The 25,150-nt window shown below is 50.3% G+C and carries 22 protein-coding genes; all 22 read right to left on the reverse strand.

Annotation, left to right across the window (positions count from 1 at the left end; translation table 11 throughout):
- Positions 1–5 precede the first annotated feature (5 nt).
- The gene (locus tag V1599_RS16765) at positions 6–1,106 is read right to left on the reverse strand and encodes an O-antigen ligase family protein (RefSeq protein WP_181573203.1); all 1,101 of its coding nucleotides are present in this window, start codon (positions 1,104–1,106) and stop codon (positions 6–8) included.
- Between the two features lie 37 nt (positions 1,107–1,143).
- Positions 1,144–2,352 (reverse strand): lipopolysaccharide biosynthesis protein, encoded by a 1,209-nt coding sequence (locus tag V1599_RS16770; protein ID WP_181573202.1) that lies wholly within the window; start codon positions 2,350–2,352, stop codon positions 1,144–1,146.
- Positions 2,342–3,397, reverse strand: coding sequence for a polysialyltransferase family glycosyltransferase (locus V1599_RS16775; RefSeq protein WP_112010470.1), 1,056 nt, complete (start codon positions 3,395–3,397; stop codon positions 2,342–2,344). Before V1599_RS16775 ends, V1599_RS16770 begins: the two co-directional genes overlap by 11 nt.
- A gap of 51 nt (positions 3,398–3,448) precedes the next feature.
- Positions 3,449–4,612, reverse strand: a complete 1,164-nt coding sequence (neuC, locus tag V1599_RS16780; protein WP_112010469.1) for a UDP-N-acetylglucosamine 2-epimerase — start codon at positions 4,610–4,612, stop codon at positions 3,449–3,451.
- Positions 4,609–5,871, reverse strand: a complete 1,263-nt coding sequence (locus V1599_RS16785; protein WP_112010468.1) for a cytidylyltransferase domain-containing protein — start codon at positions 5,869–5,871, stop codon at positions 4,609–4,611. The genes neuC and V1599_RS16785 overlap by 4 nt, the downstream gene beginning before the upstream one ends.
- A complete protein-coding gene (gene neuB / locus V1599_RS16790) occupies positions 5,872–6,912 on the reverse strand; it encodes an N-acetylneuraminate synthase (RefSeq protein WP_112010467.1) in 1,041 nt (346 codons plus the stop codon). It abuts the gene before it with no gap.
- Entirely contained in the window at positions 6,905–7,537 is a 633-nt protein-coding gene (locus V1599_RS16795; protein ID WP_112010466.1) for an acetyltransferase, read from the reverse strand. The genes neuB and V1599_RS16795 overlap by 8 nt, the downstream gene beginning before the upstream one ends.
- Positions 7,538–7,862: 325 nt before the next feature.
- A complete protein-coding gene (gene galF / locus V1599_RS16800; protein ID WP_112010465.1) occupies positions 7,863–8,759 on the reverse strand; it encodes a GalU regulator GalF in 897 nt (298 codons plus the stop codon).
- Between the two features lie 215 nt (positions 8,760–8,974).
- Positions 8,975–9,970: an NAD-dependent epimerase/dehydratase family protein gene (locus tag V1599_RS16805; RefSeq protein ID WP_112010464.1), complete on the reverse strand. Its 996-nt coding sequence runs from the start codon at positions 9,968–9,970 to the stop codon at positions 8,975–8,977.
- A 184-nt stretch (positions 9,971–10,154) separates the two neighbouring features.
- Positions 10,155–11,552 carry a colanic acid biosynthesis protein WcaM gene (wcaM, locus tag V1599_RS16810; protein ID WP_112010463.1) on the reverse strand — a complete coding sequence of 466 codons (1,398 nt, stop codon included), beginning with the start codon at positions 11,550–11,552 and terminating at the stop codon, positions 10,155–10,157.
- Positions 11,553–11,564: 12 nt separating this feature from the next.
- Positions 11,565–12,785 carry a colanic acid biosynthesis glycosyltransferase WcaL gene (gene wcaL / locus V1599_RS16815; protein ID WP_297121759.1) on the reverse strand — a complete coding sequence of 407 codons (1,221 nt, stop codon included), beginning with the start codon at positions 12,783–12,785 and terminating at the stop codon, positions 11,565–11,567.
- A complete protein-coding gene (gene wcaK, locus V1599_RS16820) occupies positions 12,782–14,062 on the reverse strand; it encodes a colanic acid biosynthesis pyruvyl transferase WcaK (RefSeq protein WP_395300475.1) in 1,281 nt (426 codons plus the stop codon). The genes wcaL and wcaK overlap by 4 nt, the downstream gene beginning before the upstream one ends.
- 17 nt (positions 14,063–14,079) lie before the next feature.
- Positions 14,080–15,558 carry a colanic acid undecaprenyl disphosphate flippase WzxC gene (gene wzxC / locus V1599_RS16825; RefSeq protein ID WP_395300476.1) on the reverse strand — a complete coding sequence of 493 codons (1,479 nt, stop codon included), beginning with the start codon at positions 15,556–15,558 and terminating at the stop codon, positions 14,080–14,082.
- 1 nt (position 15,559) lies between these two features.
- Positions 15,560–16,954 (reverse strand): undecaprenyl-phosphate glucose phosphotransferase, encoded by a 1,395-nt coding sequence (wcaJ, locus tag V1599_RS16830; protein ID WP_112010459.1) that lies wholly within the window; start codon positions 16,952–16,954, stop codon positions 15,560–15,562.
- Positions 16,955–17,087: 133 nt separating this feature from the next.
- Complete coding sequence (gene cpsG, locus V1599_RS16835; protein ID WP_395300477.1) at positions 17,088–18,458, reverse strand: colanic acid biosynthesis phosphomannomutase CpsG; 1,371 nt, start codon at positions 18,456–18,458, stop codon at positions 17,088–17,090.
- A gap of 108 nt (positions 18,459–18,566) precedes the next feature.
- Positions 18,567–20,003 (reverse strand): mannose-1-phosphate guanyltransferase, encoded by a 1,437-nt coding sequence (gene cpsB, locus V1599_RS16840; RefSeq protein WP_395300478.1) that lies wholly within the window; start codon positions 20,001–20,003, stop codon positions 18,567–18,569.
- Positions 20,004–20,006: 3 nt separating this feature from the next.
- A complete protein-coding gene (gene wcaI / locus V1599_RS16845; RefSeq protein ID WP_395300479.1) occupies positions 20,007–21,230 on the reverse strand; it encodes a colanic acid biosynthesis fucosyltransferase WcaI in 1,224 nt (407 codons plus the stop codon).
- Complete coding sequence (locus tag V1599_RS16850; RefSeq protein ID WP_112010455.1) at positions 21,227–21,706, reverse strand: GDP-mannose mannosyl hydrolase; 480 nt, start codon at positions 21,704–21,706, stop codon at positions 21,227–21,229. The genes wcaI and V1599_RS16850 overlap by 4 nt, the downstream gene beginning before the upstream one ends.
- A gap of 2 nt (positions 21,707–21,708) precedes the next feature.
- Positions 21,709–22,674, reverse strand: coding sequence for a GDP-L-fucose synthase (locus V1599_RS16855; protein ID WP_112010454.1), 966 nt, complete (start codon positions 22,672–22,674; stop codon positions 21,709–21,711).
- Between the two features lie 2 nt (positions 22,675–22,676).
- On the reverse strand, positions 22,677–23,798 hold the full coding sequence (gene gmd, locus V1599_RS16860; RefSeq protein WP_297121775.1) for a GDP-mannose 4,6-dehydratase: 1,122 nt from the start codon (positions 23,796–23,798) through the stop codon (positions 22,677–22,679).
- Between the two features lie 21 nt (positions 23,799–23,819).
- Entirely contained in the window at positions 23,820–24,374 is a 555-nt protein-coding gene (gene wcaF / locus V1599_RS16865; RefSeq protein ID WP_297121778.1) for a colanic acid biosynthesis acetyltransferase WcaF, read from the reverse strand.
- Between the two features lie 16 nt (positions 24,375–24,390).
- Positions 24,391–25,137, reverse strand: a complete 747-nt coding sequence (gene wcaE / locus V1599_RS16870; protein WP_297121780.1) for a colanic acid biosynthesis glycosyltransferase WcaE — start codon at positions 25,135–25,137, stop codon at positions 24,391–24,393.
- Positions 25,138–25,150 lie beyond the last annotated feature (13 nt).

Genomic DNA, 25,150 nt, shown 5'->3' on the forward strand with positions numbered 1-25,150 from the left:
CATTCCTAAATATTGAAAATTTTAGATTTCTCTTGCCCTTTGGCATTGAAAAAAAACACAGGTAAAGATAAAAAGATTAAAGAGTACAAATATGCATCCCATGACTGGAAAAAGAATAAAATATCAGTACCACCTCTGGCGATAAAGCATAGTAGAAAACTGAAAAGTAGATATTCTCGCATGCAAAATAGTCTTATTAGCGCCCAAAGAAGAAAATAAAAAATTATTAATGAAAAAAGCCCCAAATTTGAATAAAGACGAATGAAACTATTATGTGGATTATCCGTACCATTAGCTAAAAAACTACAAGTATTACTTGCGAAATAATCTAGACCTAATAATAGAGAAAAAGAATCGAATTTGTCATAATAGCATTTGATGACATCAAAACGACCAGTGTCCGATAACTCACCTGCCGATAAACGACGAACAACCCCGAGTGAATTATACAGATAGTCATATATTTCTGTAGTATAATTTAATATTACAATAGGTAATATAATTAAAACTCCAGATACCAGTACGAAAGATGTTTTTCTATACTTGTTTGCATTACAACATATATAGAACATTAAAACCAAAGAAAATGAAATAAATGCTGAACGACTATTGCTAAAGAGTATAATCAATGAAACTAGGACCAGAAACATTACTTTTAATTTGTTACTGGCGGTAGATATAACTACGCAATAAAAAGAGAAAATACCAAGAACAGAAATATAGTTTCGGCTGGATGATAAAAAAAGTGCTGTATTTAAATCCCATCCCATGATTATAGCATAACCACAGTAGCAAACAGAAAATGTACAAAATGCTAGTGCCGGCCATTTTAATTCATGCCTATGTAAACTAATAAGTCCAGCAAAGAGTGGCATTGTCACAGCAAAAGCGATATCACCGAATTTAAACTTTAAACTTAGTAGAGTCGTTAGTGTAGAAAACACAGCTAATAATATAATAAAAAACCAACCGTTACGACTTAAATATGGATAAATATAGAAAATTGAAAATGCTCCCAAAAGCATATTTAAGAATTGAAACGCAATCAATCCTGAATAAACATAGGAAAACTGGCATGCAAAAAATAAATAAAATAAAATTATCACACCATATTTCGACTTTGATGAATGTATGGTACTTTCGTTATGCATCGCGAGTTAGCCTACTAAAAGTCAAAATTGAAAGAATCACTGATACTATAGACGAAATCATAAGTGCATAAGGGACGTTGAATAGTGCCGAATTTGTATTTAGAATGCACCACAAAAAAGTCAAATGTGTAAGCGATGATATACTTGTCATTAAGAGAATTAATTTTGTTCTTCCTCTAATAAAAGCTATGTTCATCAATAAAATACTCAAAAACACTAGCGGATAGCTAAAGAAGTAAATTCTGGACATATATTGAGCTGAAATATATCTTGAATCAAAAAAGACATTCAAAATATATGGTGTCGCAATTGAAAGAATCACAATAACAAATGTGAAAAATAAAACCACTGACAAAGTAAATTTAAGGAATTGCCTTATTTTATTTTCATTTAGTAAGCGCATCGTAAAAGGCATAATAGCTTGATTTAGCGAAAGCATAAATATGTTTGCAATCATTGCGAATTGATAGCTTACACCGAATAATGCAAGACTTGAAACTCCAAAGAAGTGAGCAACATAAAATCTGTCAGCACCGAATCGTACAAAATTCATCAATCCATTAGGGAGTAATGGAATGGTAAACCGAATGAATGTAGAAAATTCATGCTTCGAAATAGTAGCATCCGATTTAAACTCTTTTAATAAAGAACGAAGGGACCATAAACAAAGCATTAATGCAGGTAAAAGTAAGGCAATTAATCGATTAGTTAAATTTTTTTCATTAAACGTAAAAGCTCCAATGGTGAGTAACACGCTTAATGAAATATTCAAAAATAATATTATTGATGCGGTCACCGTTTTTAGTTGCAATCTAAATGTTAGTGTTCTTATTTGAATAATACACATTGAGAATGCATATATTGGTGCAATTGCAAGCCAGAGAGATTGATTCAAAAGAATTAAAATAAAGAATGCAATCAAACTAATTATAGCTGATATTTTAATACCTAATATTAGTTTTCTTGAAAACTCATTCCTCTCCAGACCATTGTACATAGAAGCACACCAACCATCTAAACCAAACAAAATGAGGAGGGTAAGCAATCCAACATAAGTATTAAAAAGTTCTAAGTTACCAAGATCTACTACGGACAACATATGTGTAAGATAGGGCAAAAACAGAAATGGTATAGCCTTATTAATAATATCGAAAAAAAGATATGTCCCTGTATGCTTTAAAATAGCCTTATTAATCTTCAATTTGAAATGCCTCAACAAAATCTTCCCAACCATCGAAGTAGCTTTTGTTAAAATATTCCAATGGGATTAATTGTTTTTGCCTTAATGCTAAAGAATGCTCTTCAGAATTTATTGAACTCGAACAAAGGGCAACACAATAAATAAACTGCCCATCCAAAACATACTTGAGTAATTCAACAGGAAAATCTTTCGAAATAACGCGCGCATTAGGAATTTTATATTCTTTCTCTTTAGGGTGAAATTTGATATAAACCTCATAACCTTTATTCAGAAACTTCAGCGCAAGCTTACTATAAAGCTCAACTTTATCTTTCGTACAACATATTCCAACATCATCAATAGGCTGAGTTAAAATCAAACATGACCTGCTATTGTCAAATGATGAAAGCCCCTGAAGTTCGAAGCTATCTATCAACCGCGCTCTATTAGTGACATCCAACGATATAAGTAACGAAGATATAGTTAATTTATCTGCTTTCTTCCTAACCCTTTTCGGTAATAACTCCGGTGATTCTACTTCAAGGGATGCAACCCATTTTTCTTCCCCCCAAACCTGGCCAAAGGGAGATAACCCCCAAAATAACCGGACAGCGGCTTTTAAGGGATGTAAGGGTTGTATAACATAATTAGATAATCCATCCTCTCTAAGTATAATCTTTTGACTGACACTTCTTACTACTTTAGATGTGAAGGGTCCAGAATGATAGATGTATGTGGTATTGTATTTTCGTTTAGCTAAAAAATGAGGGACCCATTTACCACAACCGAAATAAAATCGGCCATCTTTAATGGAAAAATTTCGCCTGATAATTCCAGGTATATTTTTCTGAATAGGGCAAAAGTCGTTAATTAACTCGTATTCTTTGATAAAGAAAAATTCAATCGTTTCAAAATTAGTTATCAATCGTTCTTGCCTTTCAAAAGAAAGGTCTTGATAATCAAGAAGGAATATGATCGTGGTTTTTCTTTTTGTTATTACTGCATCACAAATTGATATTAATAACTGTCTGAGTGTAATACAAACATGCAGTGCATTATCTTTCATGCCTGAACCTTAATAGCTTTTTATTCAAATTCCAAATAAAAATCAACTTTCTCAAGCCTTGATATTAAGATCATAAAAATCTTTATAGCCAGTTGAGTTTTTCTCCAAAAAGCTCTTAATTATGCCAACGATATTATCAAGTACCTTTCTTTTGAAATAAGGATTTAATGTTTGTTGATTTTTTTTGTCGAAAAAATTAGTTTGGCTTTTCTCAATTGCTAAGAATATGCTCTCAGTTTCACAAATACAATCGATAACAGAGGGTCCTCGCACTCTCCCTTTCTGCCGATCACCGATATTTATAGTTGGAATAGCCAGAGAAGGTATTTCTATTAAACCAGATGACGAGTTACCAATCAGGCCCTGTGAATATTTATTAAGTGCAAGATATTCCTCAGGAAGGAGTGACGTGAAAAATTTAGAACCATACTCCTTACAGAACTGTTTTATTTTTATAGTAATTTCATCTGAGCCAGTATCAGAATTGGAACCAATGAAGACAAAATCATACTTTTGGATAAACTGACGTAAGGCTAATAAGAGAGACGCTGTTTGTTGAATTGGATCATTATGACTCATCGTTTCAGGATGAAATACTACTACAAAATATGGACGCTCCAATGCTCCGTACTTTTTCTCAATTTCTTGTTTAGTGGGAATATCCATTAGCATCGCATTTTCTGCACCCAATGCACCAACATCAAAAACAGTTTCTGGATTCTCTCCCATTTGAATGATGCGTTTCTGATATTCTGCAGTTGATGCTAAATGTAAGCGGCTCATTTTAGTAATTGCATGACGAATGAATTCATCATAGTTACCTAATGTTTTTTCACCGCCATGCAAATGAATAATAGGCAAATTATGCATAGCTGCTGCAATAGCAACTGAAAAAATTTCATATCGATCGCCAAGAATCATTACTGCATCAAACTTATGATCTTCAAAATATTCGCCAAATTCAGTTTGACATCTAGCCATTGTTGCGAGAATACCCGCATTGGTATCATTATTGATTTCAATGTCAATTAATTTGTCAATAACAAGGCCATCATTCTCAATATTTTTGTATGTAAATCCATATCTCTCATCACAATGCATACCAGTTGCGATAATGGTTAGTTCAATCTCTTTTTCTTCAGCAAGTCGCAATAACAATCGCTTCATTATACCGTATTCAGCACGAGACCCAGTAACGAAAACAATTTTTTTCATAAGATCAATTCCCTCAAATCACATTCAAGTTGCTCATACGCTTCTTGAGTGAAATGTAAACCATCATAAGTGTATGCAGCTTTTAGATTCCCGAATTGGTCATAAAAAGACTCATTAATTGGAACCCAGTTTACATTATGAATCTTTTTTATCTCTTTTTCTAATACCTTATTCAAATACTCAATAACTGAATTATCACGTTCTAGCCTACCCAACACTGGTGGTACGGAAAGAAAATAAATTACTACATTCGAATTTATTGATTTTATTTTTTCAATTATTTTCTTCGACCAAAAGACTGTATATTCAGCAGTCCAATTTTCAAGAACAATATCATTTGTACCTGATATCAACAGTACTGCATCACCAATTTTATCAATTAAATTTTTCGATAAGATAAGTTCATAGTATTCTTCACTTGTGATACCGGAGATACCAAAATTATTTACATCTTTATCATTTAGTCTTTCCAAATCCCAGTCATCAAATATCGAATGACCTATTAATGTAATCGGTTTCTTATCAATTTCATTTGCAAACTTTTCTTTAATCCTTTTTTTAATACTAAACCTCATGGTTTCTTTTCTTTTTCTTTTCAAAAGTTGAGATATAGCAAATTCAAAATCTAATCTATCATCTATATCAATAGAATCTGCTTTACTCATAATATATGCTACGCTATCAGCCCCAAAAAAATGTTTTTTATGAAGATACTCATCTTTTTTACCGATAAATATAGCACCATTTGGGCTATATTCTTTTGCGTCCTGCCTTCTATAATTACTAAAATCAAAACTGAAATTTGTTAACTTCAATGATGCATCTAATGGCTTAACTAATTCAGAACTTTTACTACTTTCTGTAACAGACACTAAGAAATTAGTGTTGTCAGAAGCTTCAAATAAATCAATTGATTCCTGAATATGTCTTGCATCACGGAACGGGGATGTGGGTTGTAATAAAACAAAATAGTCACACCGTTTGAACTGCTTCAATACATCCTCAACAACCATGAAAGAACTTGCTGTATCAGATGCAAGTTCCTTGCTTCGCATTACAACTTGAGCTCCATATTGTTCGGCGATATTTTTATATTCAAGAGAGTCTGTTGAGACTATGACCTTCGAAAAGCATTGAGATACCAATGCGGCTTCTATGGTATAGGCTATCAAAGGTTTGTTTCCGAGCATTAAAATATTTTTGTTCTTCAACCCCTTGGAACCTGACCTCGCCGGAATTATCGCGATCCGATTAACCATTTAAACCTCTTGTCCAACAAACCCAGAATGAATGATTAACTGATCTTCTTCAAAGTCCATTTCTGCTTCTTTACCCAAAATATCATACCATGACATTGGACTAATTCCATTCCCAGGCCGCTTAGTTGTGATGTTATCTATTGTAAACTTATCACCTTTATTAATGTTGCACTTTGCTACAATTGATTTTCTTGCCACAATTTTATTTTTTCGTTCTGATGGCGTAACTTTTTTATCAAAACTACCTAAAGATTTTTCTACTGCCCGAATACCTTCACATAGTAATGCTAGCTCATCTGGAGTAACCGAAGCCTTATGATCAGGCCCCTCAAAGTCTTTATTTAAGGTGAAATGCTTTTCGATGAAAGTAATTCCGAATGGTATTGATGCTATACCGCAAAAATAACCAGGAGAATGATCGGAAAATCCTATATTATATTCACTGAAGATCTTTTTAAAACCTGATATAGTGTTTAAATTAACATCTTCGAAAGGAGTGGGATATTCTGTATTGCAATGAAGAATTGTAATTGCAGAAGAGTTAATGCCATTATCACTAAGGACATTCAATGCCAGTTGAATTTCTTCAATTGTCGCCATCCCAGTTGAAATAACAATTTTTTTATCATTAATTGGTAATTGAGCTATTTTTTCTAAATATGGTAGATTGAGCAACTCACCAGATGGTATTTTCCATACCTTTTGATTTCTGGATGCTAAAAAATCAATTGAATCGAAATCAAAAGGCGTTGAAAAAACATCCAATCCCAGTGTTTTTGCATAATCTTCCAATTTTATGAACTCATCATATGGAAGTTCAAGTTTACGTGTCATTTCTAGCTGTGATTCGGTATTACCTGTAACTTTGATTTGATATTCAGCTTTCGGTGCATACCGAGAAATCAATTGGTCCGCTTTAAACGTTTGAAACTTTACAGCATCAACGCCTGCTTTTTTTGCCTCATCAACCATTTGTTTAGCTAATTTGAAATCACCATTGTGATTACAACCAATTTCTGCAACAATATACACGTTAGGCATTTTCTTTTCTCTTTCTCAATAATCTAGTAGGTGAACCAGCCACTACAACACAATCAGGTATATCACGGATAACAACTGAACCTGAACCCACGATGCTTGAATTACCAATAGTCAATTGCCCATTTACAACGGTACAACTCCCAACGAAAGTCTTTTCACCAACAACCACATCTCCATTCAACACAACATTCGTTGAAATATTAGAACAATATGAAATCCGATTCCCGTGTTCAATTAATGCTCTTGTATTAATCACAACACCATCTGCTAGAGAGGAATCGCAGTTTATTATTGCCATCTTGCCGACATATATACAGGAGCCCAGAGTAGCACGCGATGAAACAATAGCCGTTTTATCAATAACATTAATAGTATTTAAATTGGCATTTTTTATTTTTTCGAACCACGAAGCTCTATCATCTGGATCTCCAATTGCTATAAAGTATTTAAAACTATTCGGCACTGTAAGATCATCTAATGAACCACCAAGGATTGGATAACCTTGATGATGTCCAGATTTTATACTATCAAGGAACCCGATAATCTCATATTGATTGTGATCTAGGCTATCAATGACTGCCTTTGCGAATCCACCAGCGCCTATAATGACCAGCTTAGTTTTCATTTAGCACCATTCAAGATAACTTATCTGAGATAAATCAAAATACTTTTTAAAAACCCATGCTACCGCCCCTGGCTTAACAGCTACCAGTGCACTGGGTAAAGTTAAAATGCGTTAATCTTTGAGCAAACGTTCGCCAGAAGCAGCTACCAATTGTCGTCCTAAACGCCTTCAGAAACAAGCATAAATCTTCAAACGCGACTACCAAAAAACGGTACATAACCCATTGTTATGATTGCCATTTTAAAACGCAAAAGCGGCAAAGGCCAATCAGGCATCACTTGCATGCTCTGACCGATCGTTTGCCGCTTTCGGTGGTAAGTGCGTATCAGCCGTTAGCCAACAGCTTCTCAATCCTGCTTCTGAACTTCGCCCCTTCCTTATGGTTACGCAGGCCATAGTTCACAAACGCCTGCATATATCCCATCTTCTTACCGCAATCGTAGCTGTCCCCCGTCATCAGCATCGCATCAACGGACTGCTTCTTCGCCAGCTCGGCAATAGCATCCGTCAGCTGAATACGATCCCAGGCGCCAGGCTCGGTTTTTTCCAGCTCGGCCCAGATGTCGGCGTTCAGCACATAGCGGCCTACTGCCATCAGGTCAGAATCCAGCGTCTGCGGCTGATCTGGTTTTTCAATGAACTCGACGATGCGGCTCACCTGCCCTTCCGTCTCCAGCGCTTCTTTCGTCTGGATTACAGAGTACTCGGAAAGGTCGCCCTTCATACGTTTCGCCAACACCTGGCTGCGGCCCGTTTCGTTGAAACGCGCCACCATTGCCGCCAGGTTATAACGCAGTGGATCGGCAGAGGCGGTATCAATAATGATATCGGGCAGAACAACAATGAACGGATTATCGCCCACTACCGGGCGCGCGCACAAAATCGAGTGGCCCAGACCCAGCGGCTGCGCCTGACGCACGTTCATGATGGTCACGCCTGGCGGGCAGATAGACTGAACTTCTGCCAGCAGCTGACGTTTGACGCGCTGCTCAAGTAGCGCTTCAAGTTCGTAAGAGGTGTCGAAGTGGTTCTCTACCGCATTTTTGGAAGAGTGTGTAACCAGGACGATTTCTTTGATCCCTGCAGCAACAATCTCGTCGACAATGTACTGAATCATCGGCTTGTCGACGATCGGCAGCATCTCTTTTGGGATTGCCTTCGTGGCTGGCAGCATATGCATACCTAAACCCGCTACCGGAATGACTGCTTTCAAATTAATCATTATATCTTCCACCTTAAAATGGTTGACGAAGTATAGCCTCGATCCCGCGAATTAACAGGTGAATGAACTCTACTGCGCCATATGCAAATCACGTTTTTAGCTGTAACTGATACAACTTAACCGCAAAACGTGGTTTGCGTGACCCAGAATTGTCGGAAACCCCACTTAAAAACTGATTTAGGCTCTGTTTCCGACAAATCGCAGCCGGCCAGCGGTCATTCCGATACAAACGTAATGTCGTCCTGTTTTTCATGCACAAATTCATACTTAAGCGTACGGTCCAGCCCCTGTGAGAGGGTATAAGGAGCCGTAAAGCCGGAACTATGCACTTTGGTGGCGTCAAACTGGGTTGTGGCACAGAATTTTTTCACGCGGACCGAGCTGATTGCATATTTTTTGCCCGTGACCTTGCTGAGAATATCAAAGCAGTAACCGCCTAACATGCCGAGAGGATAGGGAAGATGAACGGACGGGATCTTCTTATTGAGGCTTTTCTCAACTTCCGACACCAGCTGATTCATGTTCAAATCCGGTTTATCAACGTAGTTGTACACATCATAACCGGGCTTGACGTTACTGAGTTTGAACTTGATAAACTCAACGATGTTGCCAACGTACGCCATGGACTTGTAGTTAGTACCTGCCCCTACCATCGCAAACTTACCCCCCGCTATCTGTTTAAGCAGGTTGTATACATTTCCGCGGTTGCGCTCACCGAAAATGACAGTGGGTCGAACGATCGTCAAAGAGCGCGCTTCTGGGGCTTTGTTGTACCACTCTCGCAAAACCTCTTCAGCCTGCCACTTGCTTTTCCCGTAATGGTTGAATGGGTCATGCGGATGAGTTTCATCAGGATTGACTTTATTGAGGCCATATACGGCAACCGAACTGGTAAAAATAATGTTTTGCACATTATTTTTTTCCATTGCAGCCAAAACGTTACGCGTTCCCTGCACGTTTACATCGTAGTACAAAGACGTTGGGCTTACGTCATCTCGGTGTTCAGCCGCAAGCAACACAACGGTATCGAAACCAGCCAGAGCCCGATCGAGTTGGTCCTGATTACGCACGTCACCTGAAACGGTGATGTCTGGGTAAAAGTGACTTTGCTGTTTGTCGAAGTTAGTGACATCAAACTCAGCCTGAGAAATCTCGATCAAACGGGTCCCAACAAAACCAGACGCGCCAATAAACAAAACTTTATCGTTCATACACCACTCAATGCGTTATATGTGTTTGTCACACCTCTGGTATTCACGATCTTCCCTGAGGTAGAGCTATTGATTAAACAAATCCGGCAGAATATTGCTACGGATTATAAACCCTAACATCACTGAGTTCAGTAACAAAATTTAGGGATAGCAGAAAGTTCCGCGATCCCATAAGTCTAAAGCATCATTTTCTGCTGGACGGAAGCGCAAAATTCAGCCGCTCCGTATTCACCACCTGCTGGTCCACCCGGTCGATATCCACCGAGCTTTGCCCCTTCTCATTCACCGCATGGATGTTCGCAAGCGACAGCAGCGTCTCGTCTTTGGCCATAAACTTACCGCGCACGTCCTTACGCAGATCGAAATTGATCTTCAGCGCAGGGCCTACCGCAGCCTCCTGCATCACATTGATATTGCGTAAGAAAAGGTGCTGCGGCTTGTTGTGCAGCTCAAGCGTTGCGCGCTGCATATCCACGTTGGTGATGGCGACAAACGAGGTCGCGTTCCCGGAGGAAATCTGTATCCCGCGCAGCTTATAGGCAAGCCTGCGGTTGTCCAGACGAATACCGTTGAGCCTAAAGTTCTGGGGTATCGACAGGTAATCGCCTTTGATGACGCCATAACCAATGAGCATTCCGGCGCTGTTTACCATATCCACATTATCAATAACGAAATTATCACAGCCATATATCGCGACGGTTGCGTTATCTATTCCCGCTTTTTTACTGAAGTCAGGTGTGATATTGACGGCCTTTATATTACGGATAATAAAATGTTTCCCGTTCTCAACGTGAACAAGCTGTCGACAGTTACTTCCCGTGATATTTGCCACCACAAAGTTTTTTACGGTTTGCTTTTCAGGGTAGTCGTTATCGTAGGTGCTGCCCGCGAGGCCGATGCCAATCCCCCAGTTTATCTTGCCGTTAGTGCAGTTAATGTTGTCGATTACGTGGTCGGAAATCAGAATGTTGCGATCGTTAATGGCGACGTTCCACTCGATGGCATCGCCCTGCAGGTGGCTAAACGTACTGTTGGTGATCCGTGCGCCGTCCACCTGATTGTGAAACCCCTGGCGCAGGATGGCGTAGTTGGCCTGGCTTACGTGGATGTCATCAATGAGCAGGTTGCGCATGACTTTCGGCTTTTTACCGCCGATATAAATCTGCGTAACCGGGCCAAAACCGCTCATCGCCAGCCCCTTTATTACGCAGTCAGAGCCGCGCACGTCGAGCGTAATGTTCTCGGTACGCCCCTTCCCTTCACCGATAACCTTACTCCCTTCCTGCAGCACGAACCGTCCGCGGCCGTTGCCGGTCAGCGCGCCGCGGATCAGCAGCGTTTTGCCGTCAGGAATAAAAATGCCGGTGTTGATGTTTTCACAGGTCACCCCGGCGGGGACAACAACGGTATCGCCTTCGCTAAACGCCTGCTTAAAGGCGGCGATCCAGTCGTTGTTATTGTACTGATTAACGGAGACGGTCTTTCCGCCTGCCGCCCGCGCGGTGCGAAGCGGCAGGAGCGGCATGGCTGCAAGAACGGACAGCGTTGATACAAAATGGCGTCGGGTAATCTTTTTCAGCATACAACCTCGGCGTTACAGCGTTTGCAGCAGGCTCGCGAGCCGGCGATTGATCGCCTGCTGGTTAAAATCAGCCTCGACCTTTTGTCGGGCATTGCGCAGCACGGGTACCAGCGTCTGCTGGTCGATATCGCTGAATGCGGCCAGGCGGTCGGCGAGCGCCAGCGCGTTGTTTTCAGGCACCAGCCAGCCGGAATGCTCGGACGTGATCAGCTCGGGAATGCCGCTGTGCAGCGTCGACACCACCGGAATGCCTACCGCCATCGCCTCCATCAGCGCCACCGGTATCCCTTCCATATCGCCATCGGTTCCCGTGACGGAGGGCAGCAGGAACACGTCCGCCTCGTCAAGCATTGCCTTCACCTCGTGGCTCGGCTTAAAGCCGGGCATCTCGACCAGGTCGTCCAGCTGATACTGCTCGATCAGCGTGCGCAGCCGGCGTTCCCACGGGCCAATGCCGAGGATGCGGTAGCGAAAATCAACGCCGCGCGCCTTAAGCTGGCGGCAGGCCTCAATCGCCACGTGCAGCCCCTTTTTCTCGGTGAGGCGCGCCACGGAGATAATCTGCAGCGGCTTGCCCGGCACCTTCACCGGACGCTGGGTAAAGCGTTCCATATCCACGCCCATTCTCGAGACGGCGATCTTCTCGCTCGGGCAGCCCATGGTCTTCAGGCGTCCGGCCCACAGGTCGCTGATCGGCAGCATCATGTCGCCGCGGCGAAACAGCTGCTGGTACTCCGGCGTGTAGTGGTTCAGCACCTCGCGGCTGGAGATGTCGATGCCGTGGAAAATGGTCGCGATTTTGCCTTCGATCACGCCCAGCTCGCGCAGCTTGGCCGCCGTAACCCCCGCCGGGCCAAAGTGGGCGATAAACACGTCCGCGCGGTACGGCGTCTGGGTTTGCCCGCAAATGGCAGAAAGAATAAGGTTGCGGGATTCCGCCCCGTAGCGAGAGACGTTAAGCGCCCGCCAGGTCGAAGGGCGATGGATGCCGCGCAGCGTCTGGCCGGCGCGATAGCGCAGCTTGTTTATCCGCCCGCTCGGCTCGTCCTGCAGCCAGCGGGTTTTCGCCTCCAGCCCATACTGGGTATACGCCGCATGGGTGTTTTGCGTGTCGCCCTTCTGCAGGGCGACAATCTCCACGTCGTATCCCATATCGATAAACGCGGTGATCTGGTTCAGCACGAAGGTCTCGGACGACAGGGGGAATTTCAGCAGGAAAAAGCCAACCTTCATTTCCCCTCCCCGACGCGATCCAGCACGGATTTCACCATCGCGATGCCCTTTTCGCGCTCGGCTTTCACCGCCGCGGCCAGGCGCTCGTTGATGGCAGGCAGCTGGCCGAGCGTATCGCCGACCATCGCCCCGAGGGAGCCGTCCAGCAGGTGGCGAATATCCACCGCCATTTCCGGCATGCCGAGCTGCTGCATGATGCCCGCAGACTTGTGTTCGTAGTTGATAGCAATGGCGGGGGTGCCAAAGTTCATGGAGATAATCGCCGAGTGCAGGCGCGTGCCCACGGTCAGGTCGCAGGCTGCAAGCAGCTTGCCCATCTCCAGATCGTTCAGCTCGTCCATCACCACGTGATAGCGCGACGGGTCGTTGACCAGGCCGCGAAGGTTGAGCGCCACCATGCGGTCATCCTTGTTGTAGCTGTCGATGCCGGTGCAGGTAGAGAGCGCCAGCACCTGGTAGCCGCTGTCCAGCACGCGGTTTACCACCTCGGCGAACGCTTTCTCGTAGGCAGCCTGAGTGGTACCGAGACGCTTGTCGAACGGAGCCAGCTCGCGCAGGGTAATCGCCACGGTTTTCTGCTTCGCCGCCACGTCCAGCCAGTGCTGCACCGCGTAGCTCGCCTGGAAGCTATCCTCCTGATGATCCACCAGCCACGCCGTGTCGACGCCGTGCTCCACTTTGGAGGTGTCGATGTCGCTGCGCTTCATCAGGTCGAGGCTCACGGACTCGCGCAGGATCAGCGCGTCGCAGTGGCCAAACACGTAGTTCGCCAGCTGGTTAAACTGCGGGTCCTGGAACGGCCCGACGCTGTGGCCAATCATAAACAGCGGCTTTTTCGCCATAAAGGTGCAGAGCGCGTGTTCGAACTGCGGCACGCCGTAGAGGTCGACGAAGAACGATCCGCCTACCTGAATAATGGCGTCGTAGCCGGACAGCAGGCGAACGAAGTCGGTAAAGCCCTGGGCAATCGCGATGTTGCGCAGCCTGCCGGTGTCGGTCACGCGGGAGAGCAGCACCTGGTGCTGGTAGCGGCGGCGCAGCACTTTTTTGACGCGCCCCATCACGCCCGCGGCGTTGTTGTGCTGCTTCATCTGGCCGTACAGCGGATCGCCCATCACCGGGCGGTTCAGCAGCCAGGACGAGCTGACCGGATAACGGCTCATCACGTCCACTTCGGTGTCAGGATTGAGTGTGTTAATCGCATCCAGTAAACCGCGCAGAATGGCGCTGTCGCCACGGTTGCCGCAGGTATGGTTGCCAAGAATCAGTAATTTCATAATGGCCTCTTAAAGAACTAGCCTGCGCGAAGCAGCGTTTTCATTTTTTCGTTACGGCAAAACTGGCGCTTCATCTCTACCACCAGCGCGTTGCGCGAGAGCACAATCATCACGCCGAAGGCCAGCGCGCCCGCGGCGACCTGCACCGCCAGCAGCGCGGCCAGCGGCAGATGGCCGTTGAGCACGATGCCCAGGCCATAGCTCACCGCAAGCGTGGGCAGCGAAAGATAAAACGGCAGCCACAGGCTCAGGATGTACTGCCGGTAGCTGGAGCCCAGCACCGGTTTGATCATCACGAAGTAGCTCAGCACGGTATTGATGATTTGCACCAGCAGGAAGCCGATCGTTACCCCGATGGCGCCCGCCGTATGCCCGCCGACGATAATCGCCGGAATGAACAGGAAGGTTTTGAAGACGTTAAACTTGAAGCTGATATCCACGCGGGCCTTCGCCATCAGCAGCGAGCCGATCGGGTTACCCACGGAGCGCAGCAGCCCCACCACGCACAGCAGCTGCAGGATCGGAATGATGCTGTTCCACTTCTCGCCAAACACCAGCGGCACGAAATTACTGGAAACGACCATCAGCCCCAGCAGCACCGGGAAGTTGATAATCCCCACCACCGAGAGCAGCTTGTAGAAGTTCACGCGCAGCTTCTCGGTGTCGTCCTGGATCTTGGCGAACGCCGGGAACAGCACGCGGGTGATAATCGGGTTCAGCTTCATCGGCGGCACAACGGCGACGTTATAGGCCAGGTTGTAGCCCCCCGCGACGCTCGCCCCGAGAATGCGCGCCAGCACCAGGGTGGAAAGGTTGGTATTGACGTAGTTGATGATGCTGTCCGCCGTCAGCCACGCGCCGAAGCGCAGGTTGGACGACACGGACGCCAGCGAGAAGTGCAGCCCCGGGCGGTAGATCTTGCGGCCAAAGTAGCCGAACAGCAGCGTGCGCACGGCGGAGTTCACCAGGTAGCCGAGAATGGCGGTCATCGCCAGCGGCCAGAAATGAGCGCTGACCACGGTAAAGGTAAAGCCCGCCAGCACGGCGCTGGTCTCAATCATGCCGATCTTGTTGAACTCCAGCTCTTTTTGCATTAGCGCGCGGAACTGCTGCCCGTGCGGGATCAGCACAAACGCGAACGACAGCGCGCGCATGAGCGGGGCCAGATCCGGGTTGTGGAGCACCTGCGCAATCACGTCGCTCAGCAGGAAGACCAGCACAAACACAACAATCCCCAGCCCAACGTTGAGCCAGTAGAGCGTGGTCAGCTCCAGATGGCTAATCTCCTTGCGCTGGATAATCGAGTTGGCAATACCAAAGTCGGACAGCGTATCGGCGAGGGCGATAATCACCAGCGAGACGGTCAGCAGGCCGAACTGGTGATTATCAATGATGCGCGCCAGCACCGTCATTTGCACCAGGCCAAGGCCGATGATGACGATGGTCGCCATCGCTGACCACTTCGCGCCGCTGATGGTTTTTTCTCGTAAGCTCATCTCAGTACGCCGCTTTGTTAACAAAACCTTTGAACACGGTCAGAAAGACGATCTTGATATCAAACCAGAGGCTCCACTCGCGGATGTACTCCAGGTCGAACTCGACGCGTTTTTCCATTTTTTCCAGGGTATCGGTCTCGCCGCGCCAGCCGTTGATCTGCGCCCAGCCGGTAATGCCCGGCTTCACCTTGTGGCGCAGCATGTAGCCCTCAATCAGCGAACGGTACTGCTCGTTGTGGGCGACCGCGTGCGGACGCGGCCCGACGATGGACATCCCGCCGGTAAAGACGTTGATAAACTGCGGCAGCTCGTCCAGCGAGGTGCGGCGCAGGAAGTTGCCCACGCGGGTTACGCGCGGATCGTTTTGCGTCGCCTGGGTGACCACCTTGTCGTTTTCCATCACCTTCATGGAGCGGAATTTCCACACCATGATCGGCTTGCCGTCCATGCCGTAGCGGGTCTGGCGGAAGATCACCGGGCCAGGCGAGGTCAATTTCACCGCCAGCGCAATGCAGCACAGCACCGGGGAGATCAGCAGCAGGATCAGCGACGAAAGCACAATATCTTCCGCGCGCTTCAGCACGCGGTTGATGCCTGACAGCGGCGTGTCGTACAGCGGAACGACGGGAACGCCGTTCACCTCTTCAATGCGGGAGTGAAGGATGTTGAAGGTAAAGACGTCCGGAATGAGGATCACCGAGCAGGTGGTATCCGCCAGCTCGCGCATCAGCGCTTTGATGCGCGTCTCGTCCTTCATCTGCATCGCGATATAGACGTTGTGAATTTTACCGGCCTTCGCGTCGTCGATAAGCTGATCGTAGCTGCCCGCCCATTCCGCGGGCACGCCGCCAGGCTTCGCATCGTGATAAACCCCGACGACCTCAAAGCCCAGCCACGGCTCTTTGCGGAAGCTGTCGAGCAGCACCTGCCCTACCGGCAAATCACCGGCCACGGCCACGTAGCGGGTGTTATAGCCGCGGTTGCGCAGCCAGCCTGCGCCAAAGCGAATCAGCGAGCGGCAGACCACCATCCCAACGCTGGTGAGCAGATACCAGCTCAGATAGGTGACGAGGCGGTTATCGAAAGCATGGCTGAAGGCCACCAGCCCGGCGCTGAAAATCAGGCTCAGGGTCCAGTTTTGCAGCAGCAGCATCAGCTCGGTCGTTATCTTCACGCCGCGCCACGAGCGGTAAAAATCGGTCATTCCGCCGATCATCTGGAACACCACCAGCGCGATCAGCGCCATCAGCAGGTGCATATATAAGAACGGCTGTCCGCTAACCTGACACACCAGCCACAATCCGCCGACCATGATGGTGATATCAGAAAATCGCTGCACCATAGAGATTAACGATGCATTCGTTCTCGCTCGGTCGCGCTTTTTTAGATTCGTCATCGTTGTTCCTTTAGTTCAAAACCCGAACCCCGCCCCTCACCCTAACCCTCTCCCCAGAGGGGAGAGGGTGTTTACGTTCCCTCTCCTCTCTGGGGAGAGGGTTAGGGTGAGGGGCAGGTTTTAGGTTTTGGTATTACTGATTCAACAGCGCCAAAATGTCCTTCGTTCGCGCTTCCATCAGCGCCGCATCCGCGCGCGACTCCACGTTCAGGCGCACCACCGGCTCGGTATTTGACGAGCGCAGGTTGAAGCGCCACTGCGGGAACGACATGCTGATCCCGTCGGTGCGGTCGATTTCCAGGGCGTGGATCGCAAAGTGGTGCTCCACGCGGGCAATCGCCTCGGCGGGCGCGGCCAGCTTGCTGTTAATTTCACCGCTCGCCGGGAACGCCGCCATGCGGTCGCGCACCAGCTCGCCCAGCGTCTGGCCCTTCAGGCACAGCAGTTCGGTCACCAGCAGCCACGGGATCATCCCGCTGTCGCAGTAGGCAAAGTCACGGAAGTAGTGGTGGGCGCTCATCTCGCCGCCGTAGATGGCGTCTTCTTCGCGCATGCGCTCTTTGATGAAGGCGTGACCGGTTTTCGACATCACCGGCTCGCCGCCCGCGGCGCTCACCACGTCGACGGTGTTCCAGGAGAGACGCGGATCGTGAATGATTTTTGCGCCCGGGTTCTTCTCGAGGAACGCCTCCGCCAGCAGGCCGACGATGTAGTAGCCCTCGATGAACTGCCCTTTCTCGTCGAACAGGAAGCAGCGGTCGAAATCGCCGTCAAAGGCGATGCCCATGTCCGCGCCGTGCTCAATCACCGCGTTGCGGGTGTCGTCGCGGCACTCCGGCAGCAGCGGGTTAGGAATACCGTTCGGAAAGTTGCCGTCCGGGGTGTTGTGTACTTTGATGAAAGTGACCGGCACGTTCAGCGCCTTAAAGCGCGCCTCCAGGGCGTCCACTACCGGGCCCGCCGCGCCGTTGCCGGAGTTAATCACCAGCTTCAGCGGCTTCAGGTTCGCCACGTTGATGTAGCCGAGCAGGTGGTCGATATACTCTTTTTGCAGATTGATCTGCCTGTAGCTGCCGCGTTTCGCTTCATCCACCGGCGGGAAGTCGTTGGCTTCCGCCAGGCGCTGCACGTCGCGCAGGCCGGTATCGCCGCTGATCGGGCGCGCGCCCTTGCGCACCAGCTTCATGCCGTTGTAGTCCATCGGGTTATGGCTGGCGGTCACTTCGATACCGCCGTCCACGCCCAGGTGGAAGGTGGCAAAGTAAATCTCTTCGGTGCCGGACAGGCCGATATCCAGCACGTCCACGCCCGCGTCCTGCAGCCCTTTGGCCAGCGCCAGCTTCAGGGATTCGCTGGTCAGGCGCACGTCGCCGCCCAGCACGATGGTTTCTGGCTTCAGGTATTCGCCGTACGTGCGGCCGATTCGCCACGCAATGTCTTCGTTCAGCTCTTCGCCCAGCTTGCCGCGGATATCGTAGGCTTTAAAACAGGTTAACTTTTCCATGATGACCCCTTTTTCAGGCAACAGTTGGCCCGCCCGATTAACAGGCAAAATTGTTTTTATTCATTCGTAGGCCGGATAAGCGAAGCGTCATCCGGCGTTAAAACGGTGCTACACCCGGCCGTAGCGGTCCTGGAAGCGAACGATGTCGTCTTCTTCCAGATACGATCCGGAGCGCACCTCAATCAGGTCGAGCGGAATTTTCCCCGGGTTTTCGAGGCAGTGCGTCGCGCCCAGCGGAATGTAGATAGATTCGTTCTCACCGAGCAGCTTTACGTCACCGTCGATGGTCACTTTGGCGGTACCCGCCACCACCACCCAGTGCTCGGCGCGGTGATGGTGCATCTGCACCGACAGCCCCTCGCCCGGCTTCACGGTGATGCGTTTCACCTGATAGCGCTCGCCCGCGTCGATGGAGTCGTATTTGCCCCACGGACGATAAACCTCACGGTGAATGTGGTGCTCGTGGCGGCCGTCGGCCTTGATCTGCTCCACGACCTTCTTCACGTCCTGCACCGCGTTACGGTCGGCAATCAGCACGGCGTCTTTGGTTTGCACCACCACCAGATCCTTCACGCCCACCGTGGTCACCAGCCCGGACTCGGCATACACGTAGCTGTTTTCCGTTTTATGGCTGATCACATCACCATGGTGGACGTTACCCTCCGGGGTATGCGCGCTGATCTCCCACAGGGATGACCATGAGCCAACGTCGCTCCAGCCCGCGTCCATCGGCACCACCACCGCGTCGGCGGTGCGCTCCATCACGGCGTAGTCAATGGACTCCTCCGGGCAGGCGAGGAAGGATTTTTCGTCGACGCGGATAAAGTCGAGATCCGGGTCGGTCACGTTCATCGCGCGTTCGCAGGCGTTCAGGATATCCGGACGGTATTTCTCCAGCTCCTCGAGATAACGCCCGGCGCGGAACAGGAACATGCCGCTGTTCCAGTAATATTCCCCGCTGGCAACGTAGGCCTGCGCGGTTTCCAGATTCGGTTTTTCAACGAACTGCGCGACGTCAAACGCCACGCTGTCGCCCTCGCCCGGCGTCACGTCGCCGCGGCGGATGTAGCCATAGCCGGTTTCCGGGAGATCCGGCACGATGCCGAAGGTCACCAGCTTGCCGTGTTCGGCATACGGAATGGCCGCGCGCACCGCGTCACGGAAGGCGTCTTCCTGCTGAATCACGTGGTCAGCGGCGAGCACCAGCATCAGCGGATCGCAGTCCGGGCTGCTGCGCTTTGCCGCCAGCGCCGCCAGGGCGATGGCCGGTGCGGTGTTTCGTCCGGCAGGCTCCAGAATGATATTTTCGGTGAGTTTGTTCAGCTGGCGCAGCTGCTCGGCAACGATAAAGCGGTGCTGTTCGTTACAAATCACCACCGGGCTTTCACACTCCACGCCGTGCAGACGGTTAACCGTCGTTTGCAGCATGGTGAGATCCCCTTTCAGGCAGAGGAACTGTTTTGGATAGAGCACGCGGGACAGCGGCCACAACCGGCTACCAGAGCCTCCAGCCATCACGACCGGATACAGTTTGCTTTGACTCATGATTTATCCCCGTATATCTGCAATAAATTGGCTCAGCACGCTCTCTTTCTCGAGGGTGCGTTCGGCATATTCACGTGCCACCGTGTTCTCTTTTGGCATGGCAAGCGCCCGTTCGATTCCGGCCACCAGCGCGGAAACCGACTCCGGCTCCACGCAGACGGCGATACCCGGATAGCCGTCGCACAGCTGGCCCAGCTCCGTCTCGGCTTCAGCCGTGATCACCGCGTTTCCGCCCACCGCCAGAATGTTGGTCAGCTTGGAGGGCAGTACCGCATCCGCCGCACCGCGTTTTTGCACCACCAGATGGCAGTCGCCCATCTTCAGCAGCGCGGGCAGCGCGTCATAGGACTGCAGCGGGAAGAATTTCACGTTGGTCAGGCCGCGCTCGCGCGCCATTTTTTCCAGCCGCGCCTTTCCGCCGCCCTGCCCGACGATCGCAAACGTCAGCGGGCGTGCGCTCAGCTGCAGCGCCGCCTCGATGACGGTCTCCAGCCCCTGCTTTTCACCAATGTTGCCCGAGTAAAGAATGATTTTATGGTCATCAGGCAGGCCGAGCCGGGCGCGCAGCGACTGAGCGTCTTGCTCCGTCACGTCGCGAAAGCGCGCCACTTCGGACCAGTTCGGGAAGAAGATCACCTTTTCCGCCGCCACGCCCTTCTCCTGCGCCTTGTTCATCATCGAGCGCGAGATGGTCGAAACGTAGTCGACGTTGTGCAGCCCGCTGCGCTCGAAGGCGCTGGCGAGCTTCGCCACCCTGCCGCCCTTGCCTTTGCCCGCCATGCCCAGGCCGAGCATCGCGTCCACTTCATAATCCTGGATGTGCAGCAGGGTGCGCGCGCCGGAGAGCTTGCCCAGCAGGCGCATGCCCGGCGTGCAAAACAGCGTCGGCACCACGCCGATAATGCGGTCCGGCTTCCAGCGACGCTGCGCCATCAGCGGGAAGAAGCTGCTCAGGGCAAAGCTGCCCAGATGCAGCAGCCGCTTGAGCGTTGAAGGCTGCTTCGGCACGTACAGCGGGCAGCGCCAGACGGTGGCGGCCCCCTCTTCGCGGCGGTAGCGCCAGCTCGAGTAGCGCTCGCCCACCTTCCACTCCGGGTAGTACGGCGGCGCGGTAATGACCCGCACGTCGTGCCCCTGGCTCGCCATCCACTCGACCATCTCGCCGGTGTATTTGCCGATGCCGGTCAGCTCCGGCGAGTAGTTGATTCCATAAACGAGGATCTTCATAAGCCCGGCACCTCGGCCTGACGCTCCGCGAGGAAATAGGCCCGACTGTTGTCGTGAACGTTATCGCTCGCCAGCAGCGCGTCCGGTGCCAGCCAGCGGTAGTCGTCATGCTGGGCATCAGGCAGACGCAGGTCTGCCTGAGTCACCTTCAGGCGGAACCCCAGCACGATGTAGTGCGTGGTGAACCCGGTGCCTGAAAAGTTATCGTCATAGAAGTGCTGCCAGACCCCGTAAAACTGGCCCGCCGCCATCGGCAGCTGAAGGCCCAGCTCAGCCAGGGTGAGACGCTCAAAGGCGTTTGCCAGCGTCTCATCCTTCTGCACGCGCCCGCCGGGCACGAACCAAAAGCCCTGTGCGGGACGGTTGGTTCGTTTTCCCAGCAGGAACTCGCCGCGTTCGTTCTCCACGATCAAATCAATCGAGATGAGCGGAGTGGAACGCACCACCGTGGCAAAATCTTCCTGACTTAAAAACATCGTTACCCCCGGAAGCGGTGCTGGTTTTCCAGGAACCACTGGTAGGTGCTGGCCAGCCCCTGCTCCAGCGACACCTCGTGGTACCAGCCCAGCTGATGCAGACGGGTCACGTCCAGCAGCTTGCGCGGCGTGCCGTCCGGTTTCGTCGCGTCAAACACCACGCGGCCCTTGTAGCCCACCACCTGCGCGATGGTCTGCGCCAGCTCGCGGATGGTGCAGTCCACGCCGGTGCCCACGTTGATGTGCGACAGCATCGGCTCGGTGTTCTCCTGCCACACCTCGCGATCCAGCTCCATCACGTGAATGCTGGCCGCAGCCATGTCGTCCACGTGAAGGAACTCGCGCATCGGCGTGCCGCTGCCCCACACCACCACGTCCGGCGCGCTCTCGGCGGTCGCCTCGTGGAAGCGGCGCAGCAGCGCCGGGATTACGTGCGAGTTGCTCGGGTGGAAATTATCGTGCGGCCCGTACAGGTTGGTCGGCATCACCGAGCGATAGTCGCGGTTGTACTGACGGTTGTAGGACTCGCACAGCTTGATCCCGGCAATCTTGGCAATCGCGTAGGGCTCGTTGGTCGCTTCCAGCGTGCCCTGCAGCAGCTCGCTTTCGGCGATCGGCTGCTTCGCCATTTTCGGGTAAATACAGGATGAGCCGAGGAACAGCAGCTTGTTCACGTTGTGCAGGTGCGCCGCGTGAATGATGTTGCTCTCGATCATCATGTTCTCGTAGATGAAATCCGCCGGGTAGGTGTTGTTGGCGACAATGCCGCCCACCTTCGCCGCCGCCAGATACACCTGGTCGATACGTTCGTTGGCAAAAAAGTCCTGCACCGCTTTGCCGTCGAGCAAGTTTAGCTCGTCGCGCGTGCGGACAATCACCTCGACGTCGCCGCGCTGCTCAAGCTGGCGCACAATCGCCGAGCCCACCATGCCGCGGTGGCCGGCAACAAAAATACGTTGTTTGGTCATTCTCAGGACTCCAGCGCGATGGCAACCTCGTAGCCATGGGACTTCAGCAGGGAGTGTTTTTTCGCCGCTTCGAGATCTTTAGCCACCATCTCGGAAACCATCTCCTGCAGCGTGGTTTCCGGTTTCCAGCCCAGAACCTCGTGCGCTTTGGTTGGGTCGCCCAGCAGGGTTTCCACCTCGGCAGGACGGAAGTAGCGCGGGTCAACCTGAACGATTACGTCGCCCGGCTTCACGCCCGGCGCGTCGTGCCCGGTCACGGATACCACGATACCTTTCTCATCCACGCCGGTGCCTTCAAAGCGCAGCTTGATGCCCAGCTGTGCCGCGGCCATTTCCACGAACTGGCGAACGGAGTACTGCACGCCGGTGGCGATCACGAAGTCTTCCGGTTTTTCCTGCTGCAGCATCATCCACTGCATTTTCACGTAGTCTTTCGCATGGCCCCAGTCGCGCAGGGAATCCATGTTGCCGAGGTGCAGGCAGGACTCCAGGCCCTGAGCGATGTTGGCGATCGCGCGGGTGATTTTGCGGGTGACGAAGGTTTCGCCGCGGCGCGGGGATTCGTGGTTGAACAGGATGCCGTTACAGGCGTACATGCCGTAGGATTCACGGTAGTTAACGGTGATCCAGTAGGCGTACAGTTTGGCGACCGCGTACGGAGAGCGCGGGTAGAACGGCGTGGTCTCTTTCTGCGGGATTTCCTGCACCAGGCCGTACAGCTCGGAGGTGGACGCCTGGTAGAAGCGGGTTTTCTTCTCAAGGCCGAGGAAGCGAATGGCTTCCAGCAGGCGCAGCGTGCCCATGGCATCAACGTCTGCGGTGTATTCCGGGGATTCGAAAGAAACCGCAACGTGGCTCATCGCGCCCAGGTTGTACACTTCATCCGGCTGCACTTCCTGCAGGATGCGGGTCAGGTTGGAGGTATCGGTCAGGTCGCCGTAGTGCAGGTGGAATTTCGGGTTTGCCGCGTGCGGATCCTGATAGATGTGATCCACGCGCTCGGTGTTGAATGAAGACGCACGACGCTTAATGCCGTGAACTTCATACCCTTTTTCCAGCAGCAGTTCTGCCAGGTAAGAACCATCCTGCCCGGTAACGCCGGTGATGAGAGCGACTTTAGACATGTTTATATTCCTCTGTACTTATCAAAGTTTTTCAGTTTCAACGCGTTCGCGTATCACCACTGCGGGGTTGCCACGGCAAATTTTATTTGCCGGTAGCGATTTAAAAACGCTGCTGCGGGCACCAATAACCGTGCCGTCGCCAACAGAAACGCCGGGTGCAACAAAGACGTCCGTTGCCAGCCAGCATTTTTCGCCAATCACAATAGGCGTGGCGGTAATATCAAAATGCGGGCTCATAAAATCGTGGCTGCCGGTACACAAATAACACTTCTGTGAGACTACCGAATTTGCGCCAATGGTAATGTCGCCAAGGGTATATAACACCGCGTCATCGCCTACCCAGGCATAATCCCCGAGGGTTAATTTCCACGGATAGGTAATTTTTACCGATGGGCGAATAACTACGTTTTTTCCTATTTTTGCGCCAAACAGGCGCAGTAAAAATGCGCGCCAGCGGTACAGTACCTGCGGCGACCAGGCAAATAACGTTGCCTGCACCGCCCACCACAGCTGCACCTTAATTCCGCCCGCGCCGCGAAAACCTTTCGGCACGGAGAATCCGTTTAATTCCTGCATTACGTTTCCTTATATCTCAGGCTTTGTTATATAAGGTTTTGGCTTTACCCGTCGTTTTCAGGCGCAGGTAATAAGAGAGCTCTGCCCAGAATCCCGGCACGCGCAGTATTTTGCGCTGCACGTTTTTTGCGTCCTGACATAATTCCAGATTATTCGAGGTTGACACCCCGCCCATTGAAAATTCGGACACCAGCCCTTTAATTCGACGGAACGGATAGCCTGCCTTGTACAGGCTGGCGGTCAGCGCATAATCGGAAGACACTTTATACTGCAAATCGTAAGGCTGTTTTTTCAGACCTTTTACCGGAAAGAAAATAGCCTGATGGCTCGCCGGCAGGCTGTGGTAGATATACCAGCCCGGCTTTGCGCTACGCAGCACTTTATTCCCTTCGCCAAAATCGAGCAGCGCATCGCCAATATACAGCGCCTCTTTTTTCTGACGGGCCAGCTGGCGGACAAACAGCGCGACATCGTTATGGAACACATCGCCCGAGTTCAGGAAGATGGCGTAACGGCCCTGCGCCATGGCGATGCCTTTATTCATGGCATCGTAGATGCCTTTATCTTTCTCGCTGACGTAGCGTAAGTTAAACTCACCGTTGAGTTTTTCCAGAAATTCTGCGGTGCCGTCGTTTGAGCCGCCGTCGACCACGATCCACTCAAAGGTGATACTCGGATCGCGCGCCAGGTTGCGCAGCGAGCGCCAGGTTTTTACCACCCCTTCGTAATTACGAAAAGCGACAGTAATGACGCTAAGAAACATAAATCACCTCATT

It is taken from the genome of Enterobacter sp. ECC-175, assembly GCF_043968675.1.
Taxonomy (GTDB): domain Bacteria; phylum Pseudomonadota; class Gammaproteobacteria; order Enterobacterales; family Enterobacteriaceae; genus Enterobacter.